The sequence below is a fragment of the Aurantimonas marianensis genome (genome assembly GCF_024195285.1).
GTDB classification, from domain to species: Bacteria; Pseudomonadota; Alphaproteobacteria; order Rhizobiales; family Rhizobiaceae; genus Aurantimonas; species Aurantimonas marianensis.
Window position 1 is genome coordinate 15,162 of sequence record NZ_JALHBS010000093.1, and the last position, 25,503, is coordinate 40,664.

Annotated in this window: 22 protein-coding genes; 12 read left to right on the forward strand and 10 right to left on the reverse strand. The window is 64.2% G+C overall.

Annotated features, from left to right (window positions below; all coding sequences use genetic code 11):
- Positions 1-111 precede the first annotated feature (111 nt).
- Both MJ956_RS15010 and MJ956_RS15015 read left to right on the forward strand, forming a co-directional pair.
- Entirely contained in the window at positions 112-729 is a 618-nt protein-coding gene (locus tag MJ956_RS15010) for a TRAP transporter small permease subunit (RefSeq protein WP_253965249.1), read from the forward strand.
- The gene (locus tag MJ956_RS15015; protein WP_253965250.1) at positions 722-2,542 is read left to right on the forward strand and encodes a TRAP transporter large permease; all 1,821 of its coding nucleotides are present in this window, start codon (positions 722-724) and stop codon (positions 2,540-2,542) included. Before MJ956_RS15010 ends, MJ956_RS15015 begins: the two co-directional genes overlap by 8 nt.
- 89 nt (positions 2,543-2,631) lie before the next feature.
- Here the strand turns inward: MJ956_RS15015 and MJ956_RS15020 are convergent, their stop codons facing one another.
- Positions 2,632-3,750 (reverse strand): TRAP transporter substrate-binding protein, encoded by a 1,119-nt coding sequence (locus MJ956_RS15020; RefSeq protein WP_253965251.1) that lies wholly within the window; start codon positions 3,748-3,750, stop codon positions 2,632-2,634.
- 291 nt (positions 3,751-4,041) lie between these two features.
- Between MJ956_RS15020 and MJ956_RS15025 the strand changes: the two genes are divergently transcribed.
- Both MJ956_RS15025 and MJ956_RS15030 read left to right on the forward strand, forming a co-directional pair.
- Positions 4,042-5,544 carry an ATPase domain-containing protein gene (locus MJ956_RS15025; protein WP_253965252.1) on the forward strand — a complete coding sequence of 501 codons (1,503 nt, stop codon included), beginning with the start codon at positions 4,042-4,044 and terminating at the stop codon, positions 5,542-5,544.
- A 2-nt stretch (positions 5,545-5,546) separates the two neighbouring features.
- Positions 5,547-7,667, forward strand: a complete 2,121-nt coding sequence (locus MJ956_RS15030) for a hybrid sensor histidine kinase/response regulator (protein ID WP_253965253.1) — start codon at positions 5,547-5,549, stop codon at positions 7,665-7,667.
- A gap of 120 nt (positions 7,668-7,787) precedes the next feature.
- Here MJ956_RS15030 and MJ956_RS15035 read toward each other — a convergent pair whose 3' ends face one another.
- Entirely contained in the window at positions 7,788-8,894 is a 1,107-nt protein-coding gene (locus tag MJ956_RS15035; RefSeq protein WP_253965254.1) for a TRAP transporter substrate-binding protein, read from the reverse strand.
- 279 nt (positions 8,895-9,173) lie between these two features.
- On the opposite strand from MJ956_RS15035, the gene MJ956_RS15040 reads away from it, so the two are divergent.
- Positions 9,174-9,935, forward strand: a complete 762-nt coding sequence (locus MJ956_RS15040; protein WP_253965255.1) for a gamma-glutamyl-gamma-aminobutyrate hydrolase family protein — start codon at positions 9,174-9,176, stop codon at positions 9,933-9,935.
- A gap of 89 nt (positions 9,936-10,024) precedes the next feature.
- Here the strand turns inward: MJ956_RS15040 and MJ956_RS15045 are convergent, their stop codons facing one another.
- From MJ956_RS15045 to MJ956_RS15065, 5 genes are all read right to left on the reverse strand, one after another.
- The gene (locus MJ956_RS15045) at positions 10,025-11,212 is read right to left on the reverse strand and encodes a diguanylate cyclase domain-containing protein (protein WP_253965256.1); all 1,188 of its coding nucleotides are present in this window, start codon (positions 11,210-11,212) and stop codon (positions 10,025-10,027) included.
- Between the two features lie 118 nt (positions 11,213-11,330).
- On the reverse strand, positions 11,331-12,440 hold the full coding sequence (locus MJ956_RS15050) for a nickel/cobalt transporter (RefSeq protein WP_253965257.1): 1,110 nt from the start codon (positions 12,438-12,440) through the stop codon (positions 11,331-11,333).
- Entirely contained in the window at positions 12,422-13,093 is a 672-nt protein-coding gene (locus MJ956_RS15055; RefSeq protein ID WP_253965258.1) for a DUF1007 family protein, read from the reverse strand. The genes MJ956_RS15050 and MJ956_RS15055 overlap by 19 nt, the downstream gene beginning before the upstream one ends.
- Positions 13,094-13,176: 83 nt before the next feature.
- The gene (locus MJ956_RS15060) at positions 13,177-13,695 is read right to left on the reverse strand and encodes a L,D-transpeptidase (RefSeq protein ID WP_253965259.1); all 519 of its coding nucleotides are present in this window, start codon (positions 13,693-13,695) and stop codon (positions 13,177-13,179) included.
- Positions 13,696-13,758: 63 nt separating this feature from the next.
- Positions 13,759-14,676, reverse strand: a complete 918-nt coding sequence (locus MJ956_RS15065) for a LysR family transcriptional regulator (protein WP_253965260.1) — start codon at positions 14,674-14,676, stop codon at positions 13,759-13,761.
- A gap of 537 nt (positions 14,677-15,213) precedes the next feature.
- Here MJ956_RS15065 and odc2 point away from each other — a divergent pair.
- From odc2 to MJ956_RS15085, 4 genes are all read left to right on the forward strand, one after another.
- Positions 15,214-16,347: an ornithine/lysine decarboxylase gene (gene odc2 / locus MJ956_RS15070; protein WP_253965261.1), complete on the forward strand. Its 1,134-nt coding sequence runs from the start codon at positions 15,214-15,216 to the stop codon at positions 16,345-16,347.
- A 146-nt stretch (positions 16,348-16,493) separates the two neighbouring features.
- Entirely contained in the window at positions 16,494-17,108 is a 615-nt protein-coding gene (locus MJ956_RS15075) for a GNAT family N-acetyltransferase (RefSeq protein WP_253965262.1), read from the forward strand.
- Between the two features lie 160 nt (positions 17,109-17,268).
- Positions 17,269-18,477 (forward strand): PAS domain-containing protein, encoded by a 1,209-nt coding sequence (locus MJ956_RS15080; RefSeq protein ID WP_253965263.1) that lies wholly within the window; start codon positions 17,269-17,271, stop codon positions 18,475-18,477.
- The gene (locus MJ956_RS15085; protein WP_253965264.1) at positions 18,381-19,709 is read left to right on the forward strand and encodes a sensor histidine kinase; all 1,329 of its coding nucleotides are present in this window, start codon (positions 18,381-18,383) and stop codon (positions 19,707-19,709) included. The genes MJ956_RS15080 and MJ956_RS15085 overlap by 97 nt, the downstream gene beginning before the upstream one ends.
- A 25-nt stretch (positions 19,710-19,734) precedes the next feature.
- Here MJ956_RS15085 and MJ956_RS15090 read toward each other — a convergent pair whose 3' ends face one another.
- The 3 genes from MJ956_RS15090 to MJ956_RS15100 form a co-directional block, all read right to left on the reverse strand.
- Complete coding sequence (locus MJ956_RS15090) at positions 19,735-20,712, reverse strand: WD40 repeat domain-containing protein (protein ID WP_253965265.1); 978 nt, start codon at positions 20,710-20,712, stop codon at positions 19,735-19,737.
- Positions 20,712-21,809 carry a CobW family GTP-binding protein gene (locus MJ956_RS15095; RefSeq protein ID WP_253965266.1) on the reverse strand — a complete coding sequence of 366 codons (1,098 nt, stop codon included), beginning with the start codon at positions 21,807-21,809 and terminating at the stop codon, positions 20,712-20,714. Before MJ956_RS15095 ends, MJ956_RS15090 begins: the two co-directional genes overlap by 1 nt.
- 90 nt (positions 21,810-21,899) lie before the next feature.
- On the reverse strand, positions 21,900-22,691 hold the full coding sequence (locus tag MJ956_RS15100; protein WP_253965267.1) for a creatininase family protein: 792 nt from the start codon (positions 22,689-22,691) through the stop codon (positions 21,900-21,902).
- A 162-nt stretch (positions 22,692-22,853) separates the two neighbouring features.
- On the opposite strand from MJ956_RS15100, the gene MJ956_RS15105 reads away from it, so the two are divergent.
- From MJ956_RS15105 to MJ956_RS15115, 3 genes are all read left to right on the forward strand, one after another.
- On the forward strand, positions 22,854-23,297 hold the full coding sequence (locus MJ956_RS15105; protein WP_253965268.1) for a MarR family winged helix-turn-helix transcriptional regulator: 444 nt from the start codon (positions 22,854-22,856) through the stop codon (positions 23,295-23,297).
- A gap of 112 nt (positions 23,298-23,409) precedes the next feature.
- Entirely contained in the window at positions 23,410-24,429 is a 1,020-nt protein-coding gene (locus MJ956_RS15110) for a LacI family DNA-binding transcriptional regulator (RefSeq protein WP_253965269.1), read from the forward strand.
- 45 nt (positions 24,430-24,474) lie between these two features.
- Positions 24,475-25,458, forward strand: a complete 984-nt coding sequence (locus tag MJ956_RS15115) for a 2-hydroxyacid dehydrogenase (RefSeq protein ID WP_253965270.1) — start codon at positions 24,475-24,477, stop codon at positions 25,456-25,458.
- Positions 25,459-25,503 lie beyond the last annotated feature (45 nt).

Sequence of the window (25,503 nt, forward strand, 5' to 3'; positions counted from 1 at the left end):
GGGCGCGACATGATCGGCGGCGTCCGGAACGGGATGGAATGGCGTTTCTTCGCCGCGTTGGAACGCAAACGCGACGGAAGCATCCGGGGGCACCAGGGGAGGCCAGGCCGAATGTCGGCGCTCTTGTCCTTTTCGCGAGGTGTCGATCGCGTCACGACCTTCCTCGGGCGGGCCGTTTCGTGGCTCGTCCTCGTGGCCGTTCTGGTCAGCGCCGGCAACGCGGTGATGCGCAAGGCGTTCGACATGAGCTCCAACGCCTGGCTCGAACTGCAATGGTACCTGTTCGGCGCGGTTTTTCTCCTGGCTGCCGCCTGGACGCTCAAGGTCAACGAGCACGTGCGCATCGATGTCGTCGCGGCGCATCTGTCCAAGCGCACGCGCGACTGGATCGATCTCGTCTGCCATATCCTGTTCCTGCTGCCCTTTGCCGGGCTGATGGTCTATCTCGCCATTCCCTACGTCCAGCTCTCATACCGCCAGCAGGAGGTGTCTGCGAATGCCGGCGGCCTGATCATCTGGCCGGCCAAGGCGCTGATTCTCGCGGGCTTCATCCTTCTTCTCGCCCAGGCGCTCTCCGAGATCATCAAACGGATCGCCGTCATTCGCGGCGTGATCGAGGAACCCTCGCCACGCCACGATCTACCGCCCGCTGTCGAGGACGTGCTCGAGATGGAAGACGCCGGAATTCCGGGCGCAAAGGAAGACCAGCGGGCACGCCGCCATGATTGAGTTCATAGCCCACAACCTCGCGCCGATCATGTTCGTCAGCGTCATGGCGATGCTGCTGCTAGGCTATCCCGTCGCCTTCACCCTCGCCGCGGGCGGGCTGTTCTACTTCGTTGTCGGCGTCGAGTTCTCCGAACTGTCGCCTCAAATCACGCTCTTCTGGAATCTGCTCGGCGCCCAACCCGACCGGGTCTTCGGGATCATGTCGAACGACACGCTGCTGGCCGTGCCGTTCTTCACGTTCATGGGCCTGGTTCTCGAACGATCGCGCATGGCCGAGGATCTTCTGGAGACGATCGGCCAGCTTTTCGGCCCGGTGCGCGGCGGCCTCGGCTACGCCGCGGTGCTGGTCGGCGCGCTGCTTGCCGCCACCACCGGCGTCGTCGCCGCATCGGTTATCGCCATGGGGCTGATCTCGCTGCCGATCATGCTGCGCTACGGCTACGACCGGTCGTTCGCGACCGGCACGATCGCCGCCTCCGGCACGCTCGCGCAAATCGTTCCGCCGTCGCTGGTCCTCATCGTCATGGCCGACCAGCTCGGCCGCTCGGTCGGCGACATGTATGTCGGCGCGCTCTATCCGGCGCTGCTGATGATCGGGCTGTATCTTCTCTACACCTTCGCGGTGACGATCGTGCGGCCGCATGCGGCGCCGGCGCTGCCGCCCGAGGCGCGCACGCTCGGCGGCGGTGTCCGGTCGCTGATCGCCATACTGCTCGCGGCGGCCATCATCACCGTGGTGACCTGGTACACGGTCTTTGCCGGTTTTCGCGATGAAGTCCGTGACGTCTGGGCGATGACCACGGGTGTGGGCGTCGCCTACGCTGTCGCGTTGTTGAATCGCGCTTTCGGTCTTGGCCTGTTGTCGCGGCTGGCCCAGCAGGTCGTCATCGTGCTGATCCCGCCGCTAGCGCTGATCTTTCTCGTTCTCGGCACGATCTTTCTCGGAATCGCAACGCCCACCGAGGGCGGCGCGATGGGTGCGACCGGCGCGCTCGTCATGGCCTTCGCCAAGGGTCGGCTTTCGCTCCGGGTACTGACGCAAGCGCTGGAGTCCACCGCCAAGCTGTCGGCCTTCGTGCTCTTCATCCTGATCGGGGCGCGGGTCTTCGGCCTGACCTTTTACGGCATCAACGGCAATATCTGGATCGAGGAGCTGCTGCTGGCGATCCCCGGGGACGAATACGGATTTCTGATCGCCGTCTCTATCCTCATCTTCATTCTCGGCTGCTTCCTCGATTTCTTCGAGATCGCGTTCATCCTGATCCCCCTGCTTGCCCCTGTCGCCGAGAAACTCGGCATCGACCTGATCTGGTTCGGCGTCCTCATCGGCATCAACCTGCAGACCTCCTTTCTGACGCCGCCCTTCGGTTTCTCGCTGTTCTATCTGCGCTCGATCGCGCCGACCGGCGAGTGGTTCGACAAGGTCACGGGCCGCACGCTCGCGGGGGTGAGCACACCGGCGATCTACAAGGGGGCGCTGCCGTTCATTCTCATCAACGCGCTGATGATCGCCATCGTCATGGCATTTCCCGGGCTGGTCACGCGGTACAAGGGTGACGTCAGGCCGCCGATGGATCCGGCGGAGTTCCGACTGCAAATCCCCACTTTCGGGGGCGAAGGCGGCATGAGCCTGCCGCCGCTCGGCGGCACTTCGGGCTCTGGCCAGACCACCAACGATGCGTTCGGTTTGCCGCCGCTCGGGCTGCCCGGTACTCCCCCGGGAGCGGGGCCATCACCCGACGCGAGCGCCCCCGCGCCGCCGAGCGAAGGGAACGCACCGGTCGATCTCTCGCAGCCGCCGGCGTTTCAATAGGTCGGCCGACCTTACAGCGCGCAGAAGAAAAGGCCCGGAACGGTTGTCGTCCCGAGCCTTGATGGTTTCGCCGCAGCTGCGCCTCTCGCTCAGAGCGCGCCTTCGCGCTGCTTGATCATCATGAAGGTGTCGAAGGTATATTCGGAGAGTTGTGCCCACAGATAGGCGTCCTGCTTGAAGGCGTTCTGGCTTTCGAGCAGCGTGCGGTAATCCTCGTTGGATGCCGAGATCTCTTCATGAACCTGTTTCGCCGCCTCGAAGCTCGCATTCATGATCTCCTGGCTGAATGGCCGCAATTGCGCACCTTCGCCGACCAGCCGCCGGAGCGCGGCGGGATTGCGATAATCATATGAGGCGAGCATCGACGCGTTGATCGCCTGGCAGGCCGATTCCAGCATCGCCTGGTACGCCTTCGGCAGCGCGTTCCACTGTTCAAGGTTGAACATCATGTGGAGTGCCGCGCCGCCCTCCCACCAGGCGGGATAGTAATAATACTTGGCTACCTTGTGGAAGCCGAGCCGCTCGTCGTCATAGGGGCCGACGAATTCGACCGCGTCGAGCGTACCGCGCTCCAGCGCCGAATAAATGTCGCCCGCCGGAATCTGCTGCGGCACGACGCCGAGCTTTTCGACGACCTTGCCGGCAAGGCCGGCGATCCGCAGCTTCAGCCCTTTCAGATCGTCGAGCGTGTTGATTTCCTTACGATACCAACCGCCCATCTGGGCGCCGGTGTTGCCCGCCGGCAGACCGTAGACCCCGGACTTGGCGAAAAAGGCATTCATCAGGTCGTTGCCACCGCCCTCATAGAACCAGGCGTTGAGCTGGCGAGCGTTGAGACCGAAGGGCACGGCGGTGCCGAAGGCGAAGGCCGGATTCTTGCCGACATAGTAGTAGGAGGCGGTGTGGCCCATCTGGACCGTGCCGTTTTCCACGGCATCGAGGACCTGTCCGCCTGGAACGATTTCGCCGGCCGCGAACAGCTGGATGTCGAACTGGCCGTCGCTCGCCTCGTTCACATAGCGCGCCAGCAGTTCCGAGGCACCGAAGATCGTGTCGACAGACTTCGGGAACGAGGAAACGCAGCGCCAGTTGACCTTGGGCCTGTCCTGAGCGATGGCCGGCGCGGCCAGCGTCGCGACCCCCGCGCCAACCACGCCGGCGCCCAATGCGCCCTTGGCGGCGCCACCGAGAAATCTGCGTCTGTCCATGGATGTCTCCCACAATGCAGGTGCCGCCCTGACGACGGCACGCGTCTTCGCCGTTCGGAATTCTCCGCCCGTGGCTCGGCGCGGGATCGTAAGGATTACAGACAGAAATTCAAGCGCAGATGAGGCAGCCGCCCCCGTTGCGATCCTGTAGGCGATCGACGTTCACCCCGGGTGGGTCGCTCGGGTCGGCGACGTGCGATGAATTCGCGCGGGTATGGAAAATCTGGAGAAGCCCTATAATTCACTCAATCGGCCTATGCGACGCAGCGTGCCTGAAGGTTTCGGATATCCATGGAAGTAAGAATTGATCGCCCTGCAAAGGCCCGGACCGGCGTTGTCGGGCTGGACGACGTCATGGCCGGCGGCCTGTCGGAGGGCCATGTCTTCTTGCTGGAAGGCAATCCCGGCACCGGCAAGACGACAATTGCACTGAGCTTTCTGTTGGAAGGCGAAGAGCGGGGAGAACGAGGCCTCTATATTACTTTGTCGGAAACGAAGGGCGAACTGCGGGACGGCGCGGCTTCGCACGGCTGGGTCATCCCCGACAATATCGATATTTTCGAGCTGGTTCCCCCCGAAAGCCTGCTCGATGCCGATGCCCAGCAAAGCCTTCTCTACTCGTCCGATCTCGAGCTGGGCGAAACGACGAAAATGATCTTCGAGGCCATCGAACGGGTACAACCCAGCCGTATCGTTCTGGACAGCCTGTCGGAGATTCGGCTGCTGGCCCAGAGTTCGCTGCGCTACCGACGGCAGATCCTGGCTCTCAAACATTATTTCGCGCGACGCGGCGCCACCGTCCTGCTTCTCGACGACCTGACCTCCGATACATTGGACAAGACGGTCCACAGTGTCGTCCACGGTGTCGTCCGCCTGGAGGAACTCGCGCCGAATTACGGCGCCGAGCGCCGTCGGCTGCGAGTCACCAAGTATCGTGGGCAGGCCTTTCGCGGCGGCTACCATGACTTCACCATCAAGACCGGCGGGGTGGAGGTGTTTCCCCGGCTCGTCGCGGCGGAGCATCGCACCGGCTTCTTCGGCCAGAAGCTGACCAGTGGCATCGGCGAACTCGACGCCCTGCTGGGCGGTGGCATCGAGCGAGGATCGAGCGCTCTGGTGCTCGGCCCTGCCGGTTCAGGCAAGAGCCTCTTTGCGCTTCAGTTCGTTGCCGCCGCCATCAAGCGCGGCGAGACTGCGGCGATGTTCATCTTCGACGAAGAGCTCGGGTTATTGTTCAACCGCGTGCAGGCGATGGGCTTCGACCTGAAGGCCATGCAGGATGCGGGCAAACTTCATATCGAGCAGGTCGACGCGGCGGAAGTTTCACCGGGGGAGTTCGCTCACAGAGTTCGCGATCGGGTTGCCGAGGCCGACGCGACCAGTGTCGTCATCGACAGCCTCAACGGTTATCAGGCCGCGATGCCCGAGGAGAACGCCCTGATCCTCCATATCCACGAATTGCTGCAATTTCTCAATCGGCAGGGCGCGACGACGTTCCTGACGGTGGCGCAGCATGGGCTGGTCGGCGAGATGAAGTCCCCGGTCGATCTGACCTATCTGGCGGATACCGTCATCTTGCTGCGCTATTTCGAGGCAGTGGGCCGGATGAGACGTGCCGTGTCGATCATCAAGAAGCGGACCGGAAGCCACGAGGACACGATCCGGGAATACGGCATCGGCAGAAACGGACTGACGCTTGGACAACCGCTGGAAGGATTCCAGGGGGTGCTGCGCGGCACTCCGACCTATGTGGGGGAGCCAAGGCCGCTGCTGAAGCAGACAGGCGCCGAGTGAGGATGGCCGCCGTGACGCAGCCGCCCGAAGCCCTTATCATCGCGCCCCACGGCCGCGACGCATCTGTTGCGGCCAGCCTCTTGGCGGAAGTGGGACTCCCATCTCGGGTTTGCGCCGATCTGGATGCCCTGAGCCGGGAAATCAGCGACGACACCGCTTTTCTCGTCATGACCGAGGAGGCGACGCGGGGCGCTGATCTGCGCCCCCTTGTCGGGCGGCTCGAAGCGCAGCCGAGTTGGTCGGATCTCGCCTGCGTGATTCTTACCAACCGGGGCGGCGGCCCGGAACGCAATCCGGCGGCAGCGCGGATGTCGGAGGGGTTCGGCAACGTCACCTTCATCGAGCGGCCATTTCATCCCACCACCTTCACCAGCGCGGCCCGCACGGCGCTGAAGGGCCGTCTTCGGCAGTTCGAGGCGCGAGCGCGGCTGGACGAATTGCGGGAGAGCCGGGAGCGCCTGACGACCGCGCTTACGGCCGGACGCCTCGGATCGTGGGAACTCGATCTGAAGACCTCGAAGCTTATCGTTTCGGATAGCTGCAAGGCGAATTTCGGCCGCGAGGCCAAGGAGTCATTGAGCTATGAGGAGCTCCTCGCCAGCATCCATCCGGACGATCAGGAGCGTATGCGCGAGGCGGTTGCGCGCAGCATCGCGGATAACAGCGACTACGTGATCGAGTATCGCGTCATCTGGCCGGATGGCAGCGTACACTGGATCGAGGTCAGGGCCCGCGTCGTAAGCGACGAGGCGAAAGGCTACTCGAGCCTTGTGGGCGTTTCCTCCGATATTACCGATCGCAAGACGTCCGAGGAAAACCTGCAGCACCTCAACGAGACGCTGGAGGAGCGGGTTGCCGAGCGAACCGCCGAACTCAATCGCGCCCACGAGCTTGTCCTGACGGAGATCGATCAGCGCGAGCGCGCCGAAGAACAGCTCCGCCAGGCTCAGAAGATGGAGATGATCGGGCAGCTGACCGGCGGCGTGGCGCACGACTTCAACAACTTGCTGATGGCGGTGCTGGGGACCCTCGATCTCCTGCGCAAGCATCTTGCCGAGGACGCCAAGGCCTCGCGCCTGATCGACGGCGCCTTGCAGGGTGCCAAGCGCGGCGCCGCGCTGACCCAGCGCCTTCTAGCCTTTGCCCGCCGGCAGGATTTGCGCGTGGAGGCAACCGATCTGGTTACACTTGTCGGCGGGATGTCGGCGCTTCTGGAAAAATCGGTAGGGTCCGATATCGAGATGCGGTTCGATATGGCGGACGGCTTACCGTCGGCCCTGATCGATCCCAATCAGGTCGAGCTTGCCCTCCTCAACCTTGTCGTGAACGCCCGGGACGCAATGCCCGAGGGGGGCACCGTATCGATCGGTCTGGACGCCGCCTCTCCAACGGCCAAACTCAATCTCCCCGCCGGCTCATATCTGCGCCTGAGTGTGACCGATTCCGGTCAGGGCATGGACGCGGAGACGGTGAGCCGCGCGATCGAACCGTTCTTCTCGACCAAGGAGCTCGGCAAGGGAACCGGCCTCGGCCTTTCGATGATCCACGGCCTGGCGGTGCAGTTGAAAGGCGCGTTGCGGCTGGAGAGCCAAATCGGCCGCGGCACAACCGCCGAGTTATGGCTGCCTGCCACGACGGCGGTCGCGCGCACCGAAGCAGTGATCGCGGGCAGCGGCGAAATTCTTGCTGGCGATGCGGTTCCGTGCTCCACCATTCTTTTTGTTGACGACGATTTCCTGATCGCAATGAGTACGGTCGACATGCTGGAGGATTTGGGCCACGAGGTCATCGAGGCGAATTCCGGTGCCGCAGCGCTCGAAATTCTGCGCGGTCCAGGCGCGATCGACCTGATGATCACCGATTATTCCATGCCCAAGATGAACGGCGGGCAACTCGCGGAGGAAGCGCGCCGTCTGCGGCCCGGTCTGCCGATCCTACTGGCCACCGGCTACGCCGAACTTCCCGATAATTCCAGTCTGGAGATACCTCGCCTCGGCAAGCCTTATCTCCAGCAGCAACTCGCGGCGGAGATCGCCAAGCTGATCAACGTTCGGCACACTGTCACGACGGAAACGGGCGCTTCGACGCGCGTGGAAGTCGCCCCTCGTCGGGGATCGGCTTAAGTTTCCCCCTTGCAGCGCAGCATGGCTCTTCCGGGAGCCTCTTGCGCAGCCGGGCGCAGCGGCGGAACAGCCACGAGACGTCGCGGTCCCGTGGCTGGAGGTATCAGACCGCGACCGCGGCTACATCGTGCCGTTGCGCTGCTGGATCATCATGAAGGTGTCGAAGGTGTATTCCGAAAGCTGCGCCCACAGATAGGCGTCCTTCTTGAACGCCAGCTGGTTTTCGTAGATCTCCTTGAACTTTTCGTTCCCGGCCGAAATCTCGGCATAGGTTTCCTTGGCCGCGTCGTAGGAGGCCTGCAGGATCTCCTGGCTGAACGGACGCAACTGGGCGCCGTTCTGCACCAGCCGCCGAATCGCGGACGGATTCTTGAAATCGTAGGACGCCATCATGTCGGCATTCGCCGCCTGACAGGCGGAGCGGACGACTTCCTGGTAATGCTTCGGCAGTCCCTCCCACTTGTCGAGATTGACCAGGGTGTGGAGCGTCGGTCCGCCCTCCCACCAGCCCGGATAATAGTAGTAGGGGGCAACCTTGTAGAAGCCGAGCTTCTCGTCATCGTAGGGGCCTATCCATTCCGCGGCGTCGATGACGCCCTTTTCCAGCGAGGGATAGATGTCGCCGCCGGCGATCTGCTGCGGCACCACGCCGAGCTTTTCGATGATCTTGCCGCCCATGCCGCCAATGCGGACCTTCAGCCCCTTGAGGTCGTCAAGGGTGTTGATCTCCTTGCGGTACCAGCCACCCATCTGCACGCCGGTGTTGCCGCAAGGCAGACCATAGAGCCCCTGAGTGGCGTAGAACTCGTTCATCAGCCGGTCGCCGTCGCCGTAGTAGAACCAGGCATTCGACTGACGGGCGTTGAGGCCGAACGGAACCGCCGTGCCTAGGGCATAGACCGGATCCTTGCCCCAGTAGTAATAGGACGCGGTATGCGCCATCTCCACCGTGCCGCCGGTGGCCGCGTCGGCTGCCTGCAGACCCGGGACAATCTCTCCGGCGGCGAACACCTGGACGTCGAAATTGCCGTCGGTCGAGCCCTTGATATACTTCGCCATCGTCTCGGCGCCGCCATAGATCGTGTCCAGCGACTTCGGGAATGACGACGTACAGCGCCACGTAATCTTGGGATTTTCCTGCGCGATGGCGGGCGCGGCCAGCGTCGAGGCTGCAGCGGCGCCGATCCCGACTCCCCCGGCCTTCTTCATGAATGAACGACGATCCAAGTAAATATCCTCCCATGTTCGGACGCCGCGGCGTCCGCCGGCTTTGCGGCGTACTCCCAGATCCGCGGCGGGCAGAAAAACGCTAGAACATCTCCCCTTGGAGGTAAAGGAATCTTGGCTCCTAATGGAATTTGGAACTAATACTTATAATAAGCTAAATATACGGACGTTTCGGCCACCATCTGTTCCAGAGACCGGCCTTGGCATGGTGGATCGACAATCGCCCAACGGCTTCCTACATCGGCACAGCCAAGGAAACGCCGGAGAAAGCTCCCGTCCATGCCCGCCGCTCCGATCCTCGTCGCCGTTCCCGCCGACGTCCGCGACTTCGACAATTATCGCTGGCACGCGACACCGGACACCTATCTGAAAGCACTCACCCGCGTTGCCGAAGCCCTGCCGATCATCGTGCCGGCGCTGTCGAACGAGTTCGAGATAGCGGTGCTGCTCGACCGGGTGGATGGCCTGATGCTGACCGGTTCGGCCTCGAATGTGCATCCGGATCGCTATGGCGTGCCGCCGAGCCAGGCGCATGAACCGTTCGATCCGGACCGCGACCGTCTGACCGAAGCGCTGATCCGAGGCGCGATCGGCAAGGGCGTACCGCTGCTGTGCATCTGTCGCGGGCATCAGGAGCTCAATGTCGCGCTCGGCGGTACTTTGGCGACCGAGATCCAGGAGATCGAAGGCCGCATGGATCACCGGGCCATGCCGAACAAGGAACAGCGCGAACGCTTCGCCATCCGTCATCCGGTCTCGGTAACACCCGGCGGAATGCTCGCCGGCATCGTCGGTGCGCACGAGATCGAGGTGAACTCGGTGCATCGTCAGGCGATCGACCGCCTCGCCGAGGGCCTTACCGTCGAGGCGACCGCCTCGGATGGAACGATCGAGGCTGTCTCCGTCGAAGGCGCTCGCGCCTTCGCGCTCGGCGTCCAGTGGCATCCGGAATACTGGGCCGAGACCGACGCCGCCTCGGCCGCGATCTTCGAGGCGTTTGGCGAGGCCTGCCGGGATTATGCCGCTGGTCGTGGCAGATAGCTGATCCATCGCCAGCGTCGAACGCGATGAACGCGCTGGTGTAGAGGACGCCACGTCGGCCATGGCCGGCGCAATCCAGACCTCCGGTCTCAGGCTGAGCGCGCCCGCCGGAAAGCCCTGCCATCGGTATCCATCGGCCTGATCGGCGCGGCCGTTCCAGACGCCGGCGCGTGGCCCGAATCCGTACGCATCATGGCCGGGTCGAACATGCAGAACCGGTTTCGTCCCGCGGCCTTGGCGGCGTAGAGGGCGGCGTCGGCGTGGATGAACAGCTCGGAAGGCGTGCAGGCGTCGACGCGTGCGATGCCAACCGATGCGCCGAGTTTGAGCGAATGGCCTTGACGATCGACAGGCCTGCCGAGAGCTTCCACGATTGCTCCCGCATGTTCCTCCATCGCGCGCCGGTCGAGATGGGCGCCGAGCAGTATCGCGAACTCATCGCCGCCGATCCGCGCAACCATCTCCGCCTGGGAGCACGCATTCCCAAGCCGCAGGGCGACCTCTTTCAGGCACTCGTCTCCAAGCGCGTGACCATAGGTGTCATTGACCTGCTTGAACCCGTCAAGATCCACCAGCATGAGCGCGCCGATCGGGTTGAGGTCGGCATCGCACGCGCCGAGATCTGAAAGCCGTGACTGGAACCGGCTTCGATTGCATAGCCCGGTCATCACGTCGAACTCCGCGAGATATCGCATCCGGTCCGAGATGATCTTTTCTTCGGTAATGTCCTGCTTCATCCCGAAGATCCGGACGGCAACACCGTTGTCGCACTCGACGGAGGCGGTTATCCGGATCCAGCGAAGCCGACCTTTCGTCGTGGTGATCTCGGCGTCGAGACTGAAGCCGCTGCGATCCTCGATCGCTTTGCTTCTCAACCTCTCGAGCATCTTGCGCGAACTCCGCGGATAACAGTTCAGAATCTCGTTCCGATCGAGCGCGCATCCGCGCGGGAGATCGAAGATGTCGTACACGACGTCCGTCCACGCCAAGGTATGGGAGGCAAGGTTGCATTCCCAAACTCCGATGCGCGCCGCAGCGGAGGCTCGCTCGAAGATCTTTCGGCTATGTGCCAGGGCGGCGGCCTGCTCTTCGATCAGCAACGCCTGGGCTTCCAACTGGGCCTGCTGGCCCGCGATAATGGCGGCACCGCCCTGGGGGATCGATAGCGACGTCATGTCGCCCGCCCAATCACCCAGGATACAATCGAGGCGTGCGGCATTTGCAATCCCGAGGGCGCTGTCCGGGTTCCAAGGGGATGGGGCATATTCGCGCTTCAAGACCTTCGGATCATACGTCTTCCGAAAGGTAAGACAGAGACAATTAACGCTTGGTATCGACCGGACCGCCCGGCGCTGCCGGCTGGCCCCAGACGGTCGCGATGCCGGCAGCTTTAATTCACGCTGAAGCCGTCTGGAGCGCGCCGCCAAGCAACAGCAGGCCGACGATCAGCAGAAAGAGAGCGCCGGCGATCTCCACCGTGGCCGCCACGGCCCGGCCCATCGTTCCGCCGCCGCTGGCTTTCAACGCGAAGCCCTTGGCGAAGACGGCGACGCAGGCGATGGCGGACACGGTAAGCGCGGTCCCGATCGCCATGGCGAAGACCGACAGGATGCCGCCGAGATAAAGGCTGTTGAGCAGGGCAAAGGTGAGGACGACGATGGCGCCAGAACAAGGGCGCAGACCGACGGCGAACACGGCCGCGGCGGCCGAGCCGAGCGTCATCCGGCCGCCGAGGTCTTTCGGATTGGGAATATGCGCCCGCCCGCAAGCGCATGTATCTTCGTCGTCGGTGCAGATCCCGGCGTCGAACGCCGCCGAGGCAGGCCGCATCAATGGCGCCCCTCCCCTCATGAAGCCCGCGCCGCCGGGCGCGGCGAAAGCGAGCGCTCCCGCCGGATCGGTCTGCTTCTTCGCAAGACGCGGCGGCGCGAAGGCCAGCGTTCCACCTGTCCGCAGCCCACCAAACAGACGCAACAGCTTGCGGGTCAAAAGCCACGCACCGAAGAGGGCGATCAGCGCATAGGAGGCAATTTCGAGCACGTCGGTCGCGTCAGTCATCGACACTGCGGTGCCGCGCAACACGTACCAGCCGACCCCGACCAGTGCGAGCGCTGACACCGCCTGCAGCAGCGACGACACGAAGGACAACAGGATCCCCCGACGCAACTCCACTTCGTTGGCCAGCATGTAGGATGAGATCACCGCCTTGCCGTGGCCGGGGCCGGCGGCGTGGAACACCCCGTAGGCAAAGGACAGACCGACCAGGAACGGCAGCGCCGAGCCATCCTTCTTCAATTGGATCAGGGCTTGCCGCAGCGCGGTGAAGAACTCCCGCTGATAGGTCGCTATCTGGCTGAAGATCGGAGCGAAGAGGCCGCCGGATGGTTGTGCGGTTACCGCGGCGCTGCCGATTCCGAGCGACGACTTGGCCAGTGCCGGTTCGACGATGAGCGCGGCCGCGAAGACAAGCGTGGTGCCGAGTCCAATCAGCTCGCGGGCGCGCATGTCACCTCCAGCCGTGTCGCCAGGACCTTGGAATAGTTGACGCCATCGTCGGGTATGGTTTCGTCCGGGGCCAGCGTCGCCACAGATGCCAGCCACTGCTTGGCGGCCTCGTCCTCGTCCGGCACGAGAAATTTCTTCGCGCAGCTCTTCGGCATGTCGATGAGTTGAAAATCGCTCTCGTCGGCAAAGTCAAAAGCGACGAAGAACGTCTCGTCGAAGTTGGAAACCGTCAGCTTGTCCTTGACGAGATCGACCGGTTCGCCGGCCTTCATCTCGAAGAACATCAGAAGCTGGTTGTTCTCCCAAAGCATGAGGATTTCGTCCGGCGGCGCCATCGTCACCTCGCGGCCACCGGCTTCCACGAAGGTGTAGAAATTCCACTCGGCGATCGATTCCTTGACCGTCGCTCCGACCTCGGAAAGTTCGTCGTCGTCAAGCGTGCCGTTGGCGTTCTTGTCGAAATCGACGATCACCGAGGACGAAAACAGCTCGTCCATGCGCCAGATGTTGCGGATCGCCGCGAGCTGTCCGTCCGGCGTGCCGACGATCTCGACCTTGGCCTCGGCGAAGACGTGCGGATGCGCTGAGGCGACGCCGGCCGTGAAAAGGACCGCGACAAGTCCCAGCGCGCCTGCCGTAACCCGATGATGCAAGGCCGTTCCCCTCCAAATCCGCCGAAACTGGAAACAGCATAAGAATGGCCGAAGTTTGAACGACCGCCCGTTTTGGCACCGGTTCAGCGCAGGACGAGAACCTGTGCGCCGACATTCACCCGCTCGAACAGATCCTTGACGTCCGCATTGCGCATCCGGAAACACCCGGCGGACGCAGCGCGGCCGATCGAGTTCGGCGAGTTGGTCCCGTGGATGCGGTAGGCGCCCCAGCCGAGATTCAGCGCCCGCTCGCCCAGCGGGTTCTTCGGCCCCGGCCCCACCGATTGGGGCAGGCTCGGGTTCTTCTTGCGCATCGACGGCGTCGGCGTCCAGGTGGGATTGTCGCGCTTTTTCGAGATCCAGCTCTTGCCGAACCATTGCTCGCTCGGCTTGCCGACGGCGATGTCGTATTCCAGCGCCTTGCCCTGCCCCGTCAGCAGGTAGAGTTTGCGCTCGCCGGTCTCGATGACGATCGTGCCGGGATCGGCATCGACGGCATATGGCATTTCGGAACGCGAGACGGCCGGCACCGCCTGCTCGTGGGCGGCGGCGGGTGCGGAGGCTAAGAGAGCCAGCGCGGCGAGGAAGGATCGACTCGACATGCAGCTAGCCTACCAAAGCTCTGCTAAGGTTGGGTAAAAGCTGCCGGCGCCGGCCGGCTCGCCTCAACCGCCGTTCCGACGCTTTGAATCGCACTTCTTGAACCAGTCCGCCAGATAGTCGACGAACAGGCGCACCCGCGCCGGCAGATGGCGGCGATGCGGGAAAACCGCATAGATTCCCGCTTCGCTCGGCATGTAATCGTCAAGCACCGTCATCAGTTTTCCCGCCTCGATGTCCTTGCGGATGACGAAGCTCGGGCTCAACGCCAGACCGAGGCCGGCAATCGCCGCCGCCCGGACCGTAACGGGGCTGTTGGCGGTGAATTTTCCCGACACGGTGACCGGGATCGTCTCCTTGGTTTCCGGGTCGCGGAAGATCCAGTTGGAAAACATCCGCGAATTGGAATCGATCACCGCCGGGAAGCCGGCGATCTGCGAGGGGTGCGTCGGCCGGCCGAGCCGCTTCAACAGGTCCGGGCTACCGACGATGGCGAAGTCGAGCGAAGCCAGTCGCCGGGCGATCATCGCGGAATCGGCCAGCCGCGTCATGCGGATCGCGACGTCGAAGCCCTCCTCGACCAGATTGACGAAACTATCGTCGAGATGGATGTCGAGCCCGATGTCGGGGTGGTCCCTGGCGAAGTCGACGAGGCTGAGCCCCAATTCAGCGTCGCCGAAGGTCCGGGCCGCCGACACGCGGATCGTCCCCTTCGCCTCGCCGGTCGCTTCCCGCGCCTCCTCGTTGAGGCTTTCGAGATCGGCGAGGATACCGGAGGCACGCGCCAGATAGACCTCGCCGGCCGCCGTGAGGGCGATCTGCCGGGTGGTGCGGTTGATCAGGAGAACGCCGAGTTCGTCCTCCAGTTCGCGCACATATTTCGACAGAAGCGCCTTGGAGCGGCCGGTCTTGCGAGCCGCTGCCGAGAAGCCCTGATTGTTGATGACGGCGATGAAGGCGCGCATCCGGGTCAGCGTATCCATTCGGGCACCTTGCTCCAGGCTTGAATTTGTGACCGCCGGACAACGGTGGCCGTCCTTCCTGCTATGGGAATGGGCAAAAAATCAATCGGGGCGTGCTTTTCCCCTTGTCTGTGACGGACCACCGGCATACATCGCATCTCGCCCCAAGTCGCACGTGCCTGTGGGCGTCCCCCGGTCCTCAAATGCGAGGGTTGCCGGGACGGTACCTGGACGTAACACATCCAGTCGGTTTTGCGAGCTTCGCAAAATTGAGGACGCCTTGAAGCAACGACGGTCCGGGCCTTTCTGGTCTCTCCTGGTCTCCAAAGCCGGGAATACTGAAGAGGCACACCATCCTTGCCTGAAGTGCGGCGGGTTCAAGCCCTCCAAGCCATGGCAGACTGATTACCGGAGACGGACGTTTCGCGTCCGCATCCGGCCATCGTCGCGTCTCGCAAGAGGCCGTTCGGAGGGTCGCTATCGGCTGTCCGCGGCAATCTTGCGGTCGTTCCTCGTCGATTTTCCGATCCGCAAGGATCGGGTCAATGGGAGAGCCCAATGGCCACGCAGCGCATCCTCGACTTCCTTGCCACCCGACGACCGGACGGCCCCTGCCTCGTTGTCGACCTCGATATCGTCGAGGACAATTTCAACGCCTTCCGCAAGGCCCTGCCCGATTCGGCGATCTTCTACGCCGTGAAGGCCAATCCGGCGCCGGAGGTTTTGCGCCTGCTCGCTTCGCTCGGCTCCAATTTCGACTGCGCTTCGGTCGCCGAAATCGAGATGGCGCTCGAGGCCGGCGCGACGGCCAAGCGTATCTCCTACGGCAACACCATCAAGAAGGAGCGCGACATCGCCCGCGCCCACGCGCTCGGCGTGTCGCTGTTCGCCGTCGATTGCGTCGAGGAGGTCGAGAAGGTGGCCCGCGCCGCGCCCGGCGCCCGCGTCTTCTGCCGCGTCCTGACCGATGGCGAGGGCGCCGAGTGGCCGCTGTCGCGCAAGTTCGGCTGCGTCCCGACGATGGCGATCGACGTGCTGATGCAGGCCAACGCGCTTGGTCTCACGGCCACCGGCGTCTCCTTCCATGTCGGCTCGCAGCAGACCGACACGGAAGCCTGGGACGCGGCGATCGCCGACGCGAAATACGTCTTCGAGGCGCTGGCCGACAAGGGCATCGTCCTGACGCTCGTCAACATGGGCGGCGGCTTTCCGACCCGCTATCTGAAGGACGTACCGGCCGCGAGCGCCTACGGTCAGGCGATCTTCGCGAGCCTCAGCAAGCATTTCGGCAACCGGTTGCCGGAGACGATTATCGAGCCGGGTCGCGGCATGGTCGGTGACGCCGGCGTCATCAAGGCCGAAGTCGTGCTGGTCTCGAAGAAGTCGGACGAGGACGCCAACCGCTGGGTCTATCTCGACATCGGCAAATTCGGCGGCCTTGCCGAGACCATGGACGAGGCGATCCGCTATCCCATCGTCACCCAGCATGACGGCGAGCGGACGGAACCGTGCGTCATCGCCGGCCCGACCTGCGATTCGGCGGACGTGCTTTACGAAAGGACGCCCTACCCGCTGCCGATCTCGCTGACGGTGGGCGACGAGGTTCTGATCGAGGGTACCGGCGCCTACACGACGACCTATGCCTCGGTCGCCTTCAACGGCATCGAGCCATTGCGTGCCTACGTGATCTGAGGCGCCGCATGCCAACCCGATTGCGACGACGGAGCCGGTCGCTCCGAAGCTGATGCCCGGCGCGGACCGCGCCGGGCATTTCGCCCGCGCGCCGCGGCATCGCCCGGCCGCTCCCTTCCGCCTCCGGTCGATCCGAGGGGGGTATTATGTCCGCATTCCTTCATGCCGCAGCCTTCGAGTCCGCCGCGCCGCTGTTTTCGATCGCTCCGGAAACCGAGGATGGCCTCGCCGCGCGCGAGGCCCTTCTCGACGTCGCGATGGGTCCCGGTCGCAAGCGCAAGTCGTCGGAGGCAATCCGGCGCGGTCGACGCCCGGCGGAGGGCCTCGCCTTCGCCGCGATCGCAGCCGGGGGGAGTCTGATCGGAACCGTGCGCCTGTGGAACATCGCCGCCGGCGGGCCGACCGGCAACTCGGTTCCAGCGCTGCTCCTTGGCCCGCTGGCGGTTGATCCCTATCTCAAGAATGCCGGTATCGGCGGCGCGCTGATGCGCCATGCGATTGGCGAAGCAGCGCGGCGCGGCCATGGCGCGATCCTGCTCGTCGGAGATCCGGAATATTATGGTCGCTTCGGCTTTTCATGCGCGGCCACCGCGAATCTCGCCATGCCGGGGCCGTTCGAGCCACACCGCTTGCTGGCTCTGGAAATCACGCCGCGACATCTCGCGCGCGCGGCGGGCACGTTGAGGCCGACCGGCCGCAGACAGCTTCCTGTAATTACTACCGATACGGCCGCGCATCGCTGCTTTGCGCCACCGGCTTGAACAGCGCATTTCGGTGAATAATCATTCAAACTTAATGACTTGCGTGGGACGCCCTTGTTCCCCCGCGGATGAAATGGCATAGGCAACCAACAGGGACATGGATGGGGATTTGTGGGCGGACACGTCCGACTTCCTTGACCTTTGCTGGGGACGGAGCCGGATGGAACTGGCCAAAGACGACCGGCTGGCCTCGGCCCTCGCGGAGAACGCGGCGTTGCGCCGCCGGCTGGCGAATCTGGAGTCCGCCAGCGGCGACGATGCCGCGACACGGCTCGACGCCGCGACGCACGAGATCGCCGATCTGAAAGAAGAGATCGCCAGCCTGAAAAAGGCCTTGCACAAAAGCGAATCCCGCTATCGCCTGATCGTCGAAAGCGCCGTCGACTATGCCATCATCGCCGCCGATCTCGACGGCACCGTCACGACCTGGAACGAGGCCGCCGAAGCCGTGCTCGGCTGGTCCGAACGCCAGATCGTCGGCCGCCCGATCGCGACGATCTTCACCCCCGAAGACGTCGAGGCCGGCGTTCCGGAACGCGAGATGAGCCTTTCCCTGACCATGGGCAAGGCAAGCGACGAGCGCTGGCACTTGAAGGCCGATGGATCGCGCTTCTTCGCGAGCGGCGAAATGATGCCGCTCCTCGGCGACGACGAGAAGCCCGCCGGCGTCCTCAAGATCCTGCGCGACCGGACACGCGAGCGCAAGGAACGCCAGGAACTGGAGGTCAGCCGAGAACGGCTGCACCTCGCCCTTGAGGTTTCGGACCTGGTTGGAACCTGGGATTGGGACATCCCGGGCGATAGCGTCTACGTCAACACACGTTTCGCCCGTCTGTTCGGTGTCGATCCGGCACTCGCCGACAAGGGCGTGCCAATCGAGACATTCTTGCGAGGCGTCCACCCCGACGATCTCGCCGGAACCAGCGCCGCGATCAACGCGGCCATCGAAACTGGCTCGGCTTATTCACAAGAGTATCGCTCGATCGATAGCGATGGCACGATCCACTGGGTGTTCGCCAAGGGACGATGCTTCTACGACAGCAACGGAAACCCGCTGCGTTTCCCCGGCGCGATCGTCGACCGCACGGCCGATCGGGCCCGCGGGGTACGACAATCCGCGCTGCTGCGGCTCGGCGACGAACTGATATTGAGCGAAACCTCGGCCTCTCATACCGACAAGGCACTGGAGATACTCGGCGAGACGCTGGATATCGCGCGGGTCGGCTATGCCCATGTCGATGCCGCCGAGACCACCGCGACGATCGCCAGCGAATGGACTGCGAGAATGCGACGGCGCTTTCCGGGGTCATTCCGCTCGAACAGTTCGGCACCAGATTTCTGGACGAGTTGCAATCCGGCCTCGTGGTGATCGAGAACACCGCTGACCATTCTTCATCGCCGGCCGTGAAAAAGGCATGGTCTGAGATCGGAATCGGCGCGCTCCTCAATCTGACGGTGGTCGAGGACGGCCGGGTTCGGGTCATCCTTTATCTGCACGCCGCAAAGCCCCGGCGTTGGAGCGACGAGGAAGTCACCTTCATCCGGGAGGTGCTGAACCGTTCCTGGACCTTCAGCCAGCGCCGACAGGCCGAGCAGGCTTTAATCGAAACCGAAAGACGTCTCCGACTGGCCCAGGAATCGGCGGGTATCGGAACCTTCGACTATGACCTGCGCAGCGGGGAACTGAGATGGGACGAGCGCTGCAAGGCCATGTTCGGCCTGGGGCCCGATGCGGAGGTCTCCTACGCGGGCAGCTTTCTTCCGGCTCTGCATCCCGATGACCGCGAACGCGTCGAGGCCGCCGTTGATCTGACCCTCGATCCCTCCAGCGGCGGCAGCTATGACATCGTCTATCGCATCGTCGGATTGACGGATGGTCTGCTTCGGCACATCCATGCCGCCGGCCAGACCATTGCGGACAATGGTGAGACCGTCCGCTTTATCGGTGCTGTGCGCGACGTGACGGAGCAGATGGAGGCCGAAGAGCGCCAAAAGATGCTGACACGGGAACTTCAGCACCGCGTCAAGAACACGCTCGCTATGGTCAATGCCCTCGCCAATCAGACGCTGCGCCGTGCCACCAACGTCCAGGACGGGCTCGCCGCCTTCTCGGCCCGGCTGATCGCGCTCGGCAAGGCGCACGACATCCTTACCCAAACGAGCTGGACCTCGGCGCCGATCGCGGCGATCGTCGCCAACTCACTGGAAACCCATCAGCCGCGAGACGAATCGCGGATCGCCGTATCCGGACCGGAACTGCGGTTGACGGCGCGGCAAAGCCTCGCTTTGGCGCTTGGCCTGCATGAGCTGGCAACCAACGCGACCAAATACGGCGCTCTGTCGAACGATACCGGCCAGGTGAGGATCGAGTGGGACCTGGAGAGCGCCAAGGGCACGCGGCAACTCACCTTTACCTGGCACGAAACCGGCGGTCCGCCGGTCGAAGCGCCCGCGGCCCGCGGCTTCGGCTCGCGCCTGATCGAGCAGGCGATGGCGGCCGAATTCGGCGGCGAGGTCAAGATCGACTACCGCCCGGAGGGCATCGTCTGCACAATCGAGGCGGCGGTGACGGAGGAGCCGGCGGAAGAGGATCCGGCGTAAAGCCTCCGCATCCACCTGCACCGTCTCACCCCGCGATGTCGATCACGCCGGCCTCGCCAGATTCCGAGCCGAAGGCGATCAAGCGGCCCTCGCCGCTCCAGGCCATCGTCCTGACCGGGCTCGCGCCACCCCGCCTGAGCAGCGCTTCCTTGGAATCGGCGAAGCGCACCGCCAGGATCATGCCGTCGCCATAGCCGATCGCCAGCATGTCCTCGGCCGGGTGGCAGGCAACGGCGGTCACCATCGTGTCGCCGCGGGTGCCAAGCTCCAGCGGCGCCTTGCCCATCGGCCCGTCCTTGCCGGAAAACGGCCACAGGATCGCGGCCGGCGCGCCGGACGTCGCCAGGAACTTGCCCTTGGCCGACCAGGACCAGTCCTTCACCTTGGCCGGATAGCCGGTCATCTTCATGTGCTTGCCGTCGTCGATCCGCCAGCCATGCAGGGCGTTTTCCTGCATGATCGTCACCAGGAAGCGTCCGTCGGGCGAAAAATCGATGCCGAGATGCGCGCCCTTCCATTCGAGCGCCGCCGGAGCGGCGTCCGTCGCGGGAAAGAACAGCGAAGCCCCGTCGTAGCGCGCGGTTGCCGCGCGGATGCCCTTCGGCGCGAAGGCGATGTCCTCGACCGTGCGCTCATGGCGGATTTCCTTGAGCGCGCCGCCGCTGAGCCGGACATAGGCGGTCCTGCCCGAGGCAAAGCCCACCGTATCCCGTGGGCCGCCGGCGACCGCGGCGATCCACTTGCGGCCGATCGAGGCGATTTCGCGCGCCGCGCCGCCGCCGTCAACCGACACCACGCGGCCGTCCTCGCCGCCGGTCAGAAGCCGCCGGCCGTACGGATCGTAGCGCGCCGACAACAGCCCGCCCGGATGCGCCTCGACCACCCGCTCGCCACCCGCCGGAAACCGTACGCTACCGTCGGCGATGGCGAAAACCGGCTGATCCTTCACGAAAGCCGCCGTCTCTACAAAATCCGGAAACTCATAGGCCGCGATCGACGGCATCAGGCATGTTCCCGCTGACGCGCCGCGCACGCCTCGAACTCCGCCGACAATTCCTCGGCGTCGAGTTCGCGGCCGATGAACACCAGTCGGCTCTCGTGCTTTTCGTCGTCGCGCCATGGCCTTTGGTGATCACCCTCGACGATCATGTGGACGCCCTGCACGACATAGCGGTCCGGATCGCCGGCAAAGGCGATGATGCCCTTGAGGCGCAGGATATTCGGTCCCTGTTCCTGGGTCAGTGCTTGAATCCAGGAGAAGAATTTTTCGCTGTCGAGCTCACCGCCGCGCAGCGACACCGACTTCACCGTCACATCGTGCAAGGGCGAGGCCGCATCGTGGTGGTGCGCGTGGCCATGATGATCGTGGCCGTGGTGATGGTGTTCATGGTCGCAGTCCGGGCCGCAGCCATGCTCGTCATGAACGTCTTCCGCGCCGGTGAGAAAATCGGGGTCGTCGTCGAGCACGCGCTTGAGGTCGAAGGCGCCCTGCCCGAGCACCCGCTTCAGGTCGATGCCGGCCCGCTGGGTGCGATGGATCACGGCGGTGGGGTTGATCGCGCGGACCGTCGCTTCGACCACCGCGAGCTGCTCCGGCGAGACGAGGTCGGACTTGTTGAGCAGCACGACATCGGCGAAGGCGATCTGGTCTTCCGCCTCGCGGCTGTCCTTGAGGCGCAGCGGCAGATGCTTGGCGTCGACCAGAGCGACAACGGCGTCCAGCCTGGTCCTGGCGCGCACGTCCTCGTCCATGAAGAAGGTCTGCGCCACCGGCACCGGGTCGGCGAGACCCGTCGTCTCGACGATGATCGCGTCGAAGCGGCCCTTGCGGCGCGTCAGCCCCTCGACGACACGCACCAGATCGCCGCGCACCGTGCAGCAGACGCAGCCATTGTTCATCTCGTAGATCTCTTCGTCGGATTCGACGATGAGGTCGTTATCGATGCCGATCTCGCCGAACTCGTTGACGATGACAGCGTATTTGCGGCCGTGATCCTCCGACAGGATGCGGTTGAGCAGCGTCGTCTTGCCGGATCCCAGATAGCCGGTGAGGACGGTGACCGGGATCTGCGCGTCGGCCTGGCTGGCGTTATCGGACATCAAACTCTCCTGCTTGGATCGGCCAACGATATAGGCGCGTCGGATCGTGAATGCACGGGGTTGTCTAAACGGCTGACCCGGCGTGCCCGATCAGCGCAATCGCGACAGGTCGAAGGCCAAGACGTCGTCGAGAAACTCCACGAACGCCTTTGCCTGATAGTCGGCGATCGCCGCGCCGATCGCCGCCGTGGCCAGCGTGGCGTCGCCAACAACGCCCGCCGGATTGAGGTCCTCGGCCATCCAGCCAAAACCGAGCCGGCCATGCGCCCTCAACCGCTTCGCCGAGCCGTCGAGATCGCTCTGCAGGGAGGCGAAATCACGGACCGCCTCGGTCCGCACGAGGTCCGGGCGGAAATGCAGCATCAGCGACGTCTCCACCGCGCCGCCGTGGATGCCGATGACGCTCTCCTCTTTCGGCAGCAAGCCGTCCGGAATGCCGAAACGCAGCCAGGAACAGGTCGCGGCCAGCACGCCATGCGCCTTGCGCAATTCCAGCGCGGCGGTGTCCATGACCGGCGTGTTGCCGCCATGGGCATTGACGATGACGAGGCGGCGAAAGCCGGCGGTCGCGAGCCCCTCGCCGATCTCGATCAGCGCCGCCGTCGCCGTTCGCCAGTCATGACTGAGCGTGCCGGCAAGCCGCGTATGTTCGGTGGACTTGCCGATCCGCGCCGTCGGCAGAAACGTCACCGGGCGCGCCGTCGGCAGCATCGCCAGAACCGTCTCGACCATCGCGTCGGCTAGCATCGCATCGGTGCCAAGCGGCAGATGCGGCCCATGCTGTTCCACGGCGGCGATGGGAACGACCGCGACAGCCGCGTCCAGCCCCGAACGCTCGGCCGCGAGTTCCTCGCTCGTCATCTCCTCGTAGCGTGGCCGCATGGTCGATCCTCGTGATGAGCCTGGCATGTCTGGTTCGTGACGATGTTTCCTTGCATGAGGGTAGCGGGCAAACAAGGTAGACAACATAGCGACGCTTCGTCATTTTGCCCTGCGAAAAGGAATGGGGACAAGATGGCGGGGAAGAAGCAGAGGAAGCGGTCCGTGACGACGCATCTGGGCGTCGCCGCGCGTCTGGCGCGAACCGCTCTGGCGGGACGGCTGGCAACGCTCGATCTCTACCCCGGACAGGACACGGTGTTGCTGGCGATCAGCGAAAAGGACGGCGTGACCCTGCGGGAACTGGCCGAGCATCTGTCGGTGCGACCGCCGACGATCACCAAGACGGTGGCCCGTCTGATCGCTCAAGGACTTGTCGAGAAACGCGTTTCCGAGCGCGACGGACGCCAGAGCCACGCGCATCTGGCCGACAAAGGCGCGGATATCGTCGATGCCGTAAGCGCGGCGCGCAAGGCCGTCGATCGCGCCGCGCTTGCCGGCTTCTCCAGCCGGGAGCGCAAGACTTTGCGCAAGCTGTTGCAGCGGATGGCGCAAAACCTCGCCGACACCGGTGCGGCGCCGACGGTGGACATTGCGGCGGGTGATTGAGCCGGCGCCCGCGCGGTTCCTTGCCGTGAACGAACCGACAGGGCTTTGCGCGGCCGTCGGCGTTTGCCATAGATCGACGGGGCATCAGTGGAGATGGGGGGAGCGGTCCTAGGTGGCGCAGAAGGTCAAACTGTCGACGATCGCGGATTCGCTGGGTCTTTCGACCGCAACCGTATCGCTGGCCCTGCGCGACAGCTCTCTGGTCGCGGAGGTCACGCGCGAACGCATCAAGCAGTCGGCACGCGATCTCGGCTACATCTACAACCGGCGCGCGGCCTCGTTGCGCACGTCGAAATCCGGAATCCTCGGAGTCTGCGTCCACGACATCATGAATCCGTTCTTCGGCGAGATCCTGAAATCCGTCGAGGACGAGCTCGACCGGCGTCGCCAGACCTTCATCCTGTGCAACCATCACGACGAACTGGCCAAACAGCGGTCCTTCGTGGACACCATGCTGCAGCTTGGTGCCGACGGGCTGATTCTGTCACCGGCCATCGGCACCCCGGCCAGCGACATCCATCTGGCCGAGGAGAACGACTTGCCCGTGACGCTGATCGCTCGCACAATCGAGGGGTCCGGTGTCTGCGGCTTTCGCGGCGACGATGCCTACGGCATGGGGCTCGCCGTCGACCATCTGATCGGGCGCGGACATCGCTCGATCGCGATGATCGGCGGCACGGCCATGACGTCGACCGGGCGCGACCGCGAGGCCGGTTATCGCGCGGCGCTGAAGCGCGGCGGGATCGAATTCCGCGACGAATGGCGCGTCGAGGGTCCGCGTGACCGTCATTCCGGCTTCGACGCCGTGTCCGCTTTCCTTGCCATCGAGAAACGGCCCACCGCGATCGTCTGCTTTTCCGATCTCGTCGCGCTCGGCGTCATGTACGGATTGTCCCGCGCGGGACTTCGGCCGGGCGTCGATATCGCGGTGATCGGTTATGACGACATCGACGAGGCGGCGATCGCGACGCCCGCGCTGACCACCGTCGCGAACGGCCAGAGCGAGGTTGGGCGGCGGGCGGCGGGCGCCCTGCTCGACCGCCTTCAGGGCCTGCCGGCGAGCGAAGAGACCATCCTCATCACCCCGGAACTCAAAATCCGACAGTCCAGCGAATTCGCCTGGCCAAACTGACCCATCGCAATTCTTCGATCCACATATTTTTCCAAGGGAGCCATCATGTCCGACCTATCCTCCGTAACCATTCTCGTCCCCGGCAAGCTGAACCCTGACACGCTCGACACGCTGAAGAAGACGTTCGATGTCGAGCATGTTCTCGATCGCGATGTGTCGAAGCTGAGCCAGGAACGCCGCAATTCCGTGCGCGGGATCGCGATGATGGGAGCGGTGCCGGCCGACATGATGGACGCGCTGCCCAATCTCGAGATCATCGCCAATTTCGGCGTCGGCTACGACGGCGTCGATGTGAAGCACGCGACATCCAAGGGCGTCATGGTGACTAACACCCCCGACGTACTGACAGACGAGGTCGCCGACACCACGCTCGCCATTCTCCTGATGACCGTGCGCGAACTCTACGCGGCGGAAAAGCACCTGCGCGAGGGCCGGTGGGAAAGCGAGGGCAATTACCCGCTGACGCCGATGACGCTGCGCGGGCGCACCGCCGGCATCATGGGCCTTGGACGCATCGGCCTGGCCATCGCCCGGCGCCTCGAAGCCTTCGGATTGCCGATCGAATATCATAACCGTTCGGAGCGCACCGACGTCACCTATCGCTACCATCCGAGCCTCGAAAGCCTTGCCAGCTCGGTCGATACGCTGATCATCGCGGCACCCGGCGGCGCCGCCACCGAACGCGCCGTCGACGCCAAGGTCCTGAAGGCGCTCGGGCCCGACGGCGTCGTCGTCAATATCGGCCGCGGCACGACCATCGACGAGCCGGCGCTGATCGAGGCCCTCGAAAACGGTACGATCCGTGCCGCCGGCCTCGATGTCTTCGAAAACGAACCGCACGTACCAGCCCGGCTGATCGCACTGCAAAACACCGTGCTGCTGCCCCATGTCGGTTCCGCGTCGCGCCATACGCGGGGGGCGATGGGCGACCTCGTCATCCGCAACCTGACCAACTGGTTCCAGGGACAGACGCCGGTATCGCCGGTGGCGGAATCGGTGAAAGCGGGCATTCTCCCGCGCCGCAACTGAATGCTTCGCTAACGCTCTCGCACCGCGTCAACCTTCGCTTAAGGT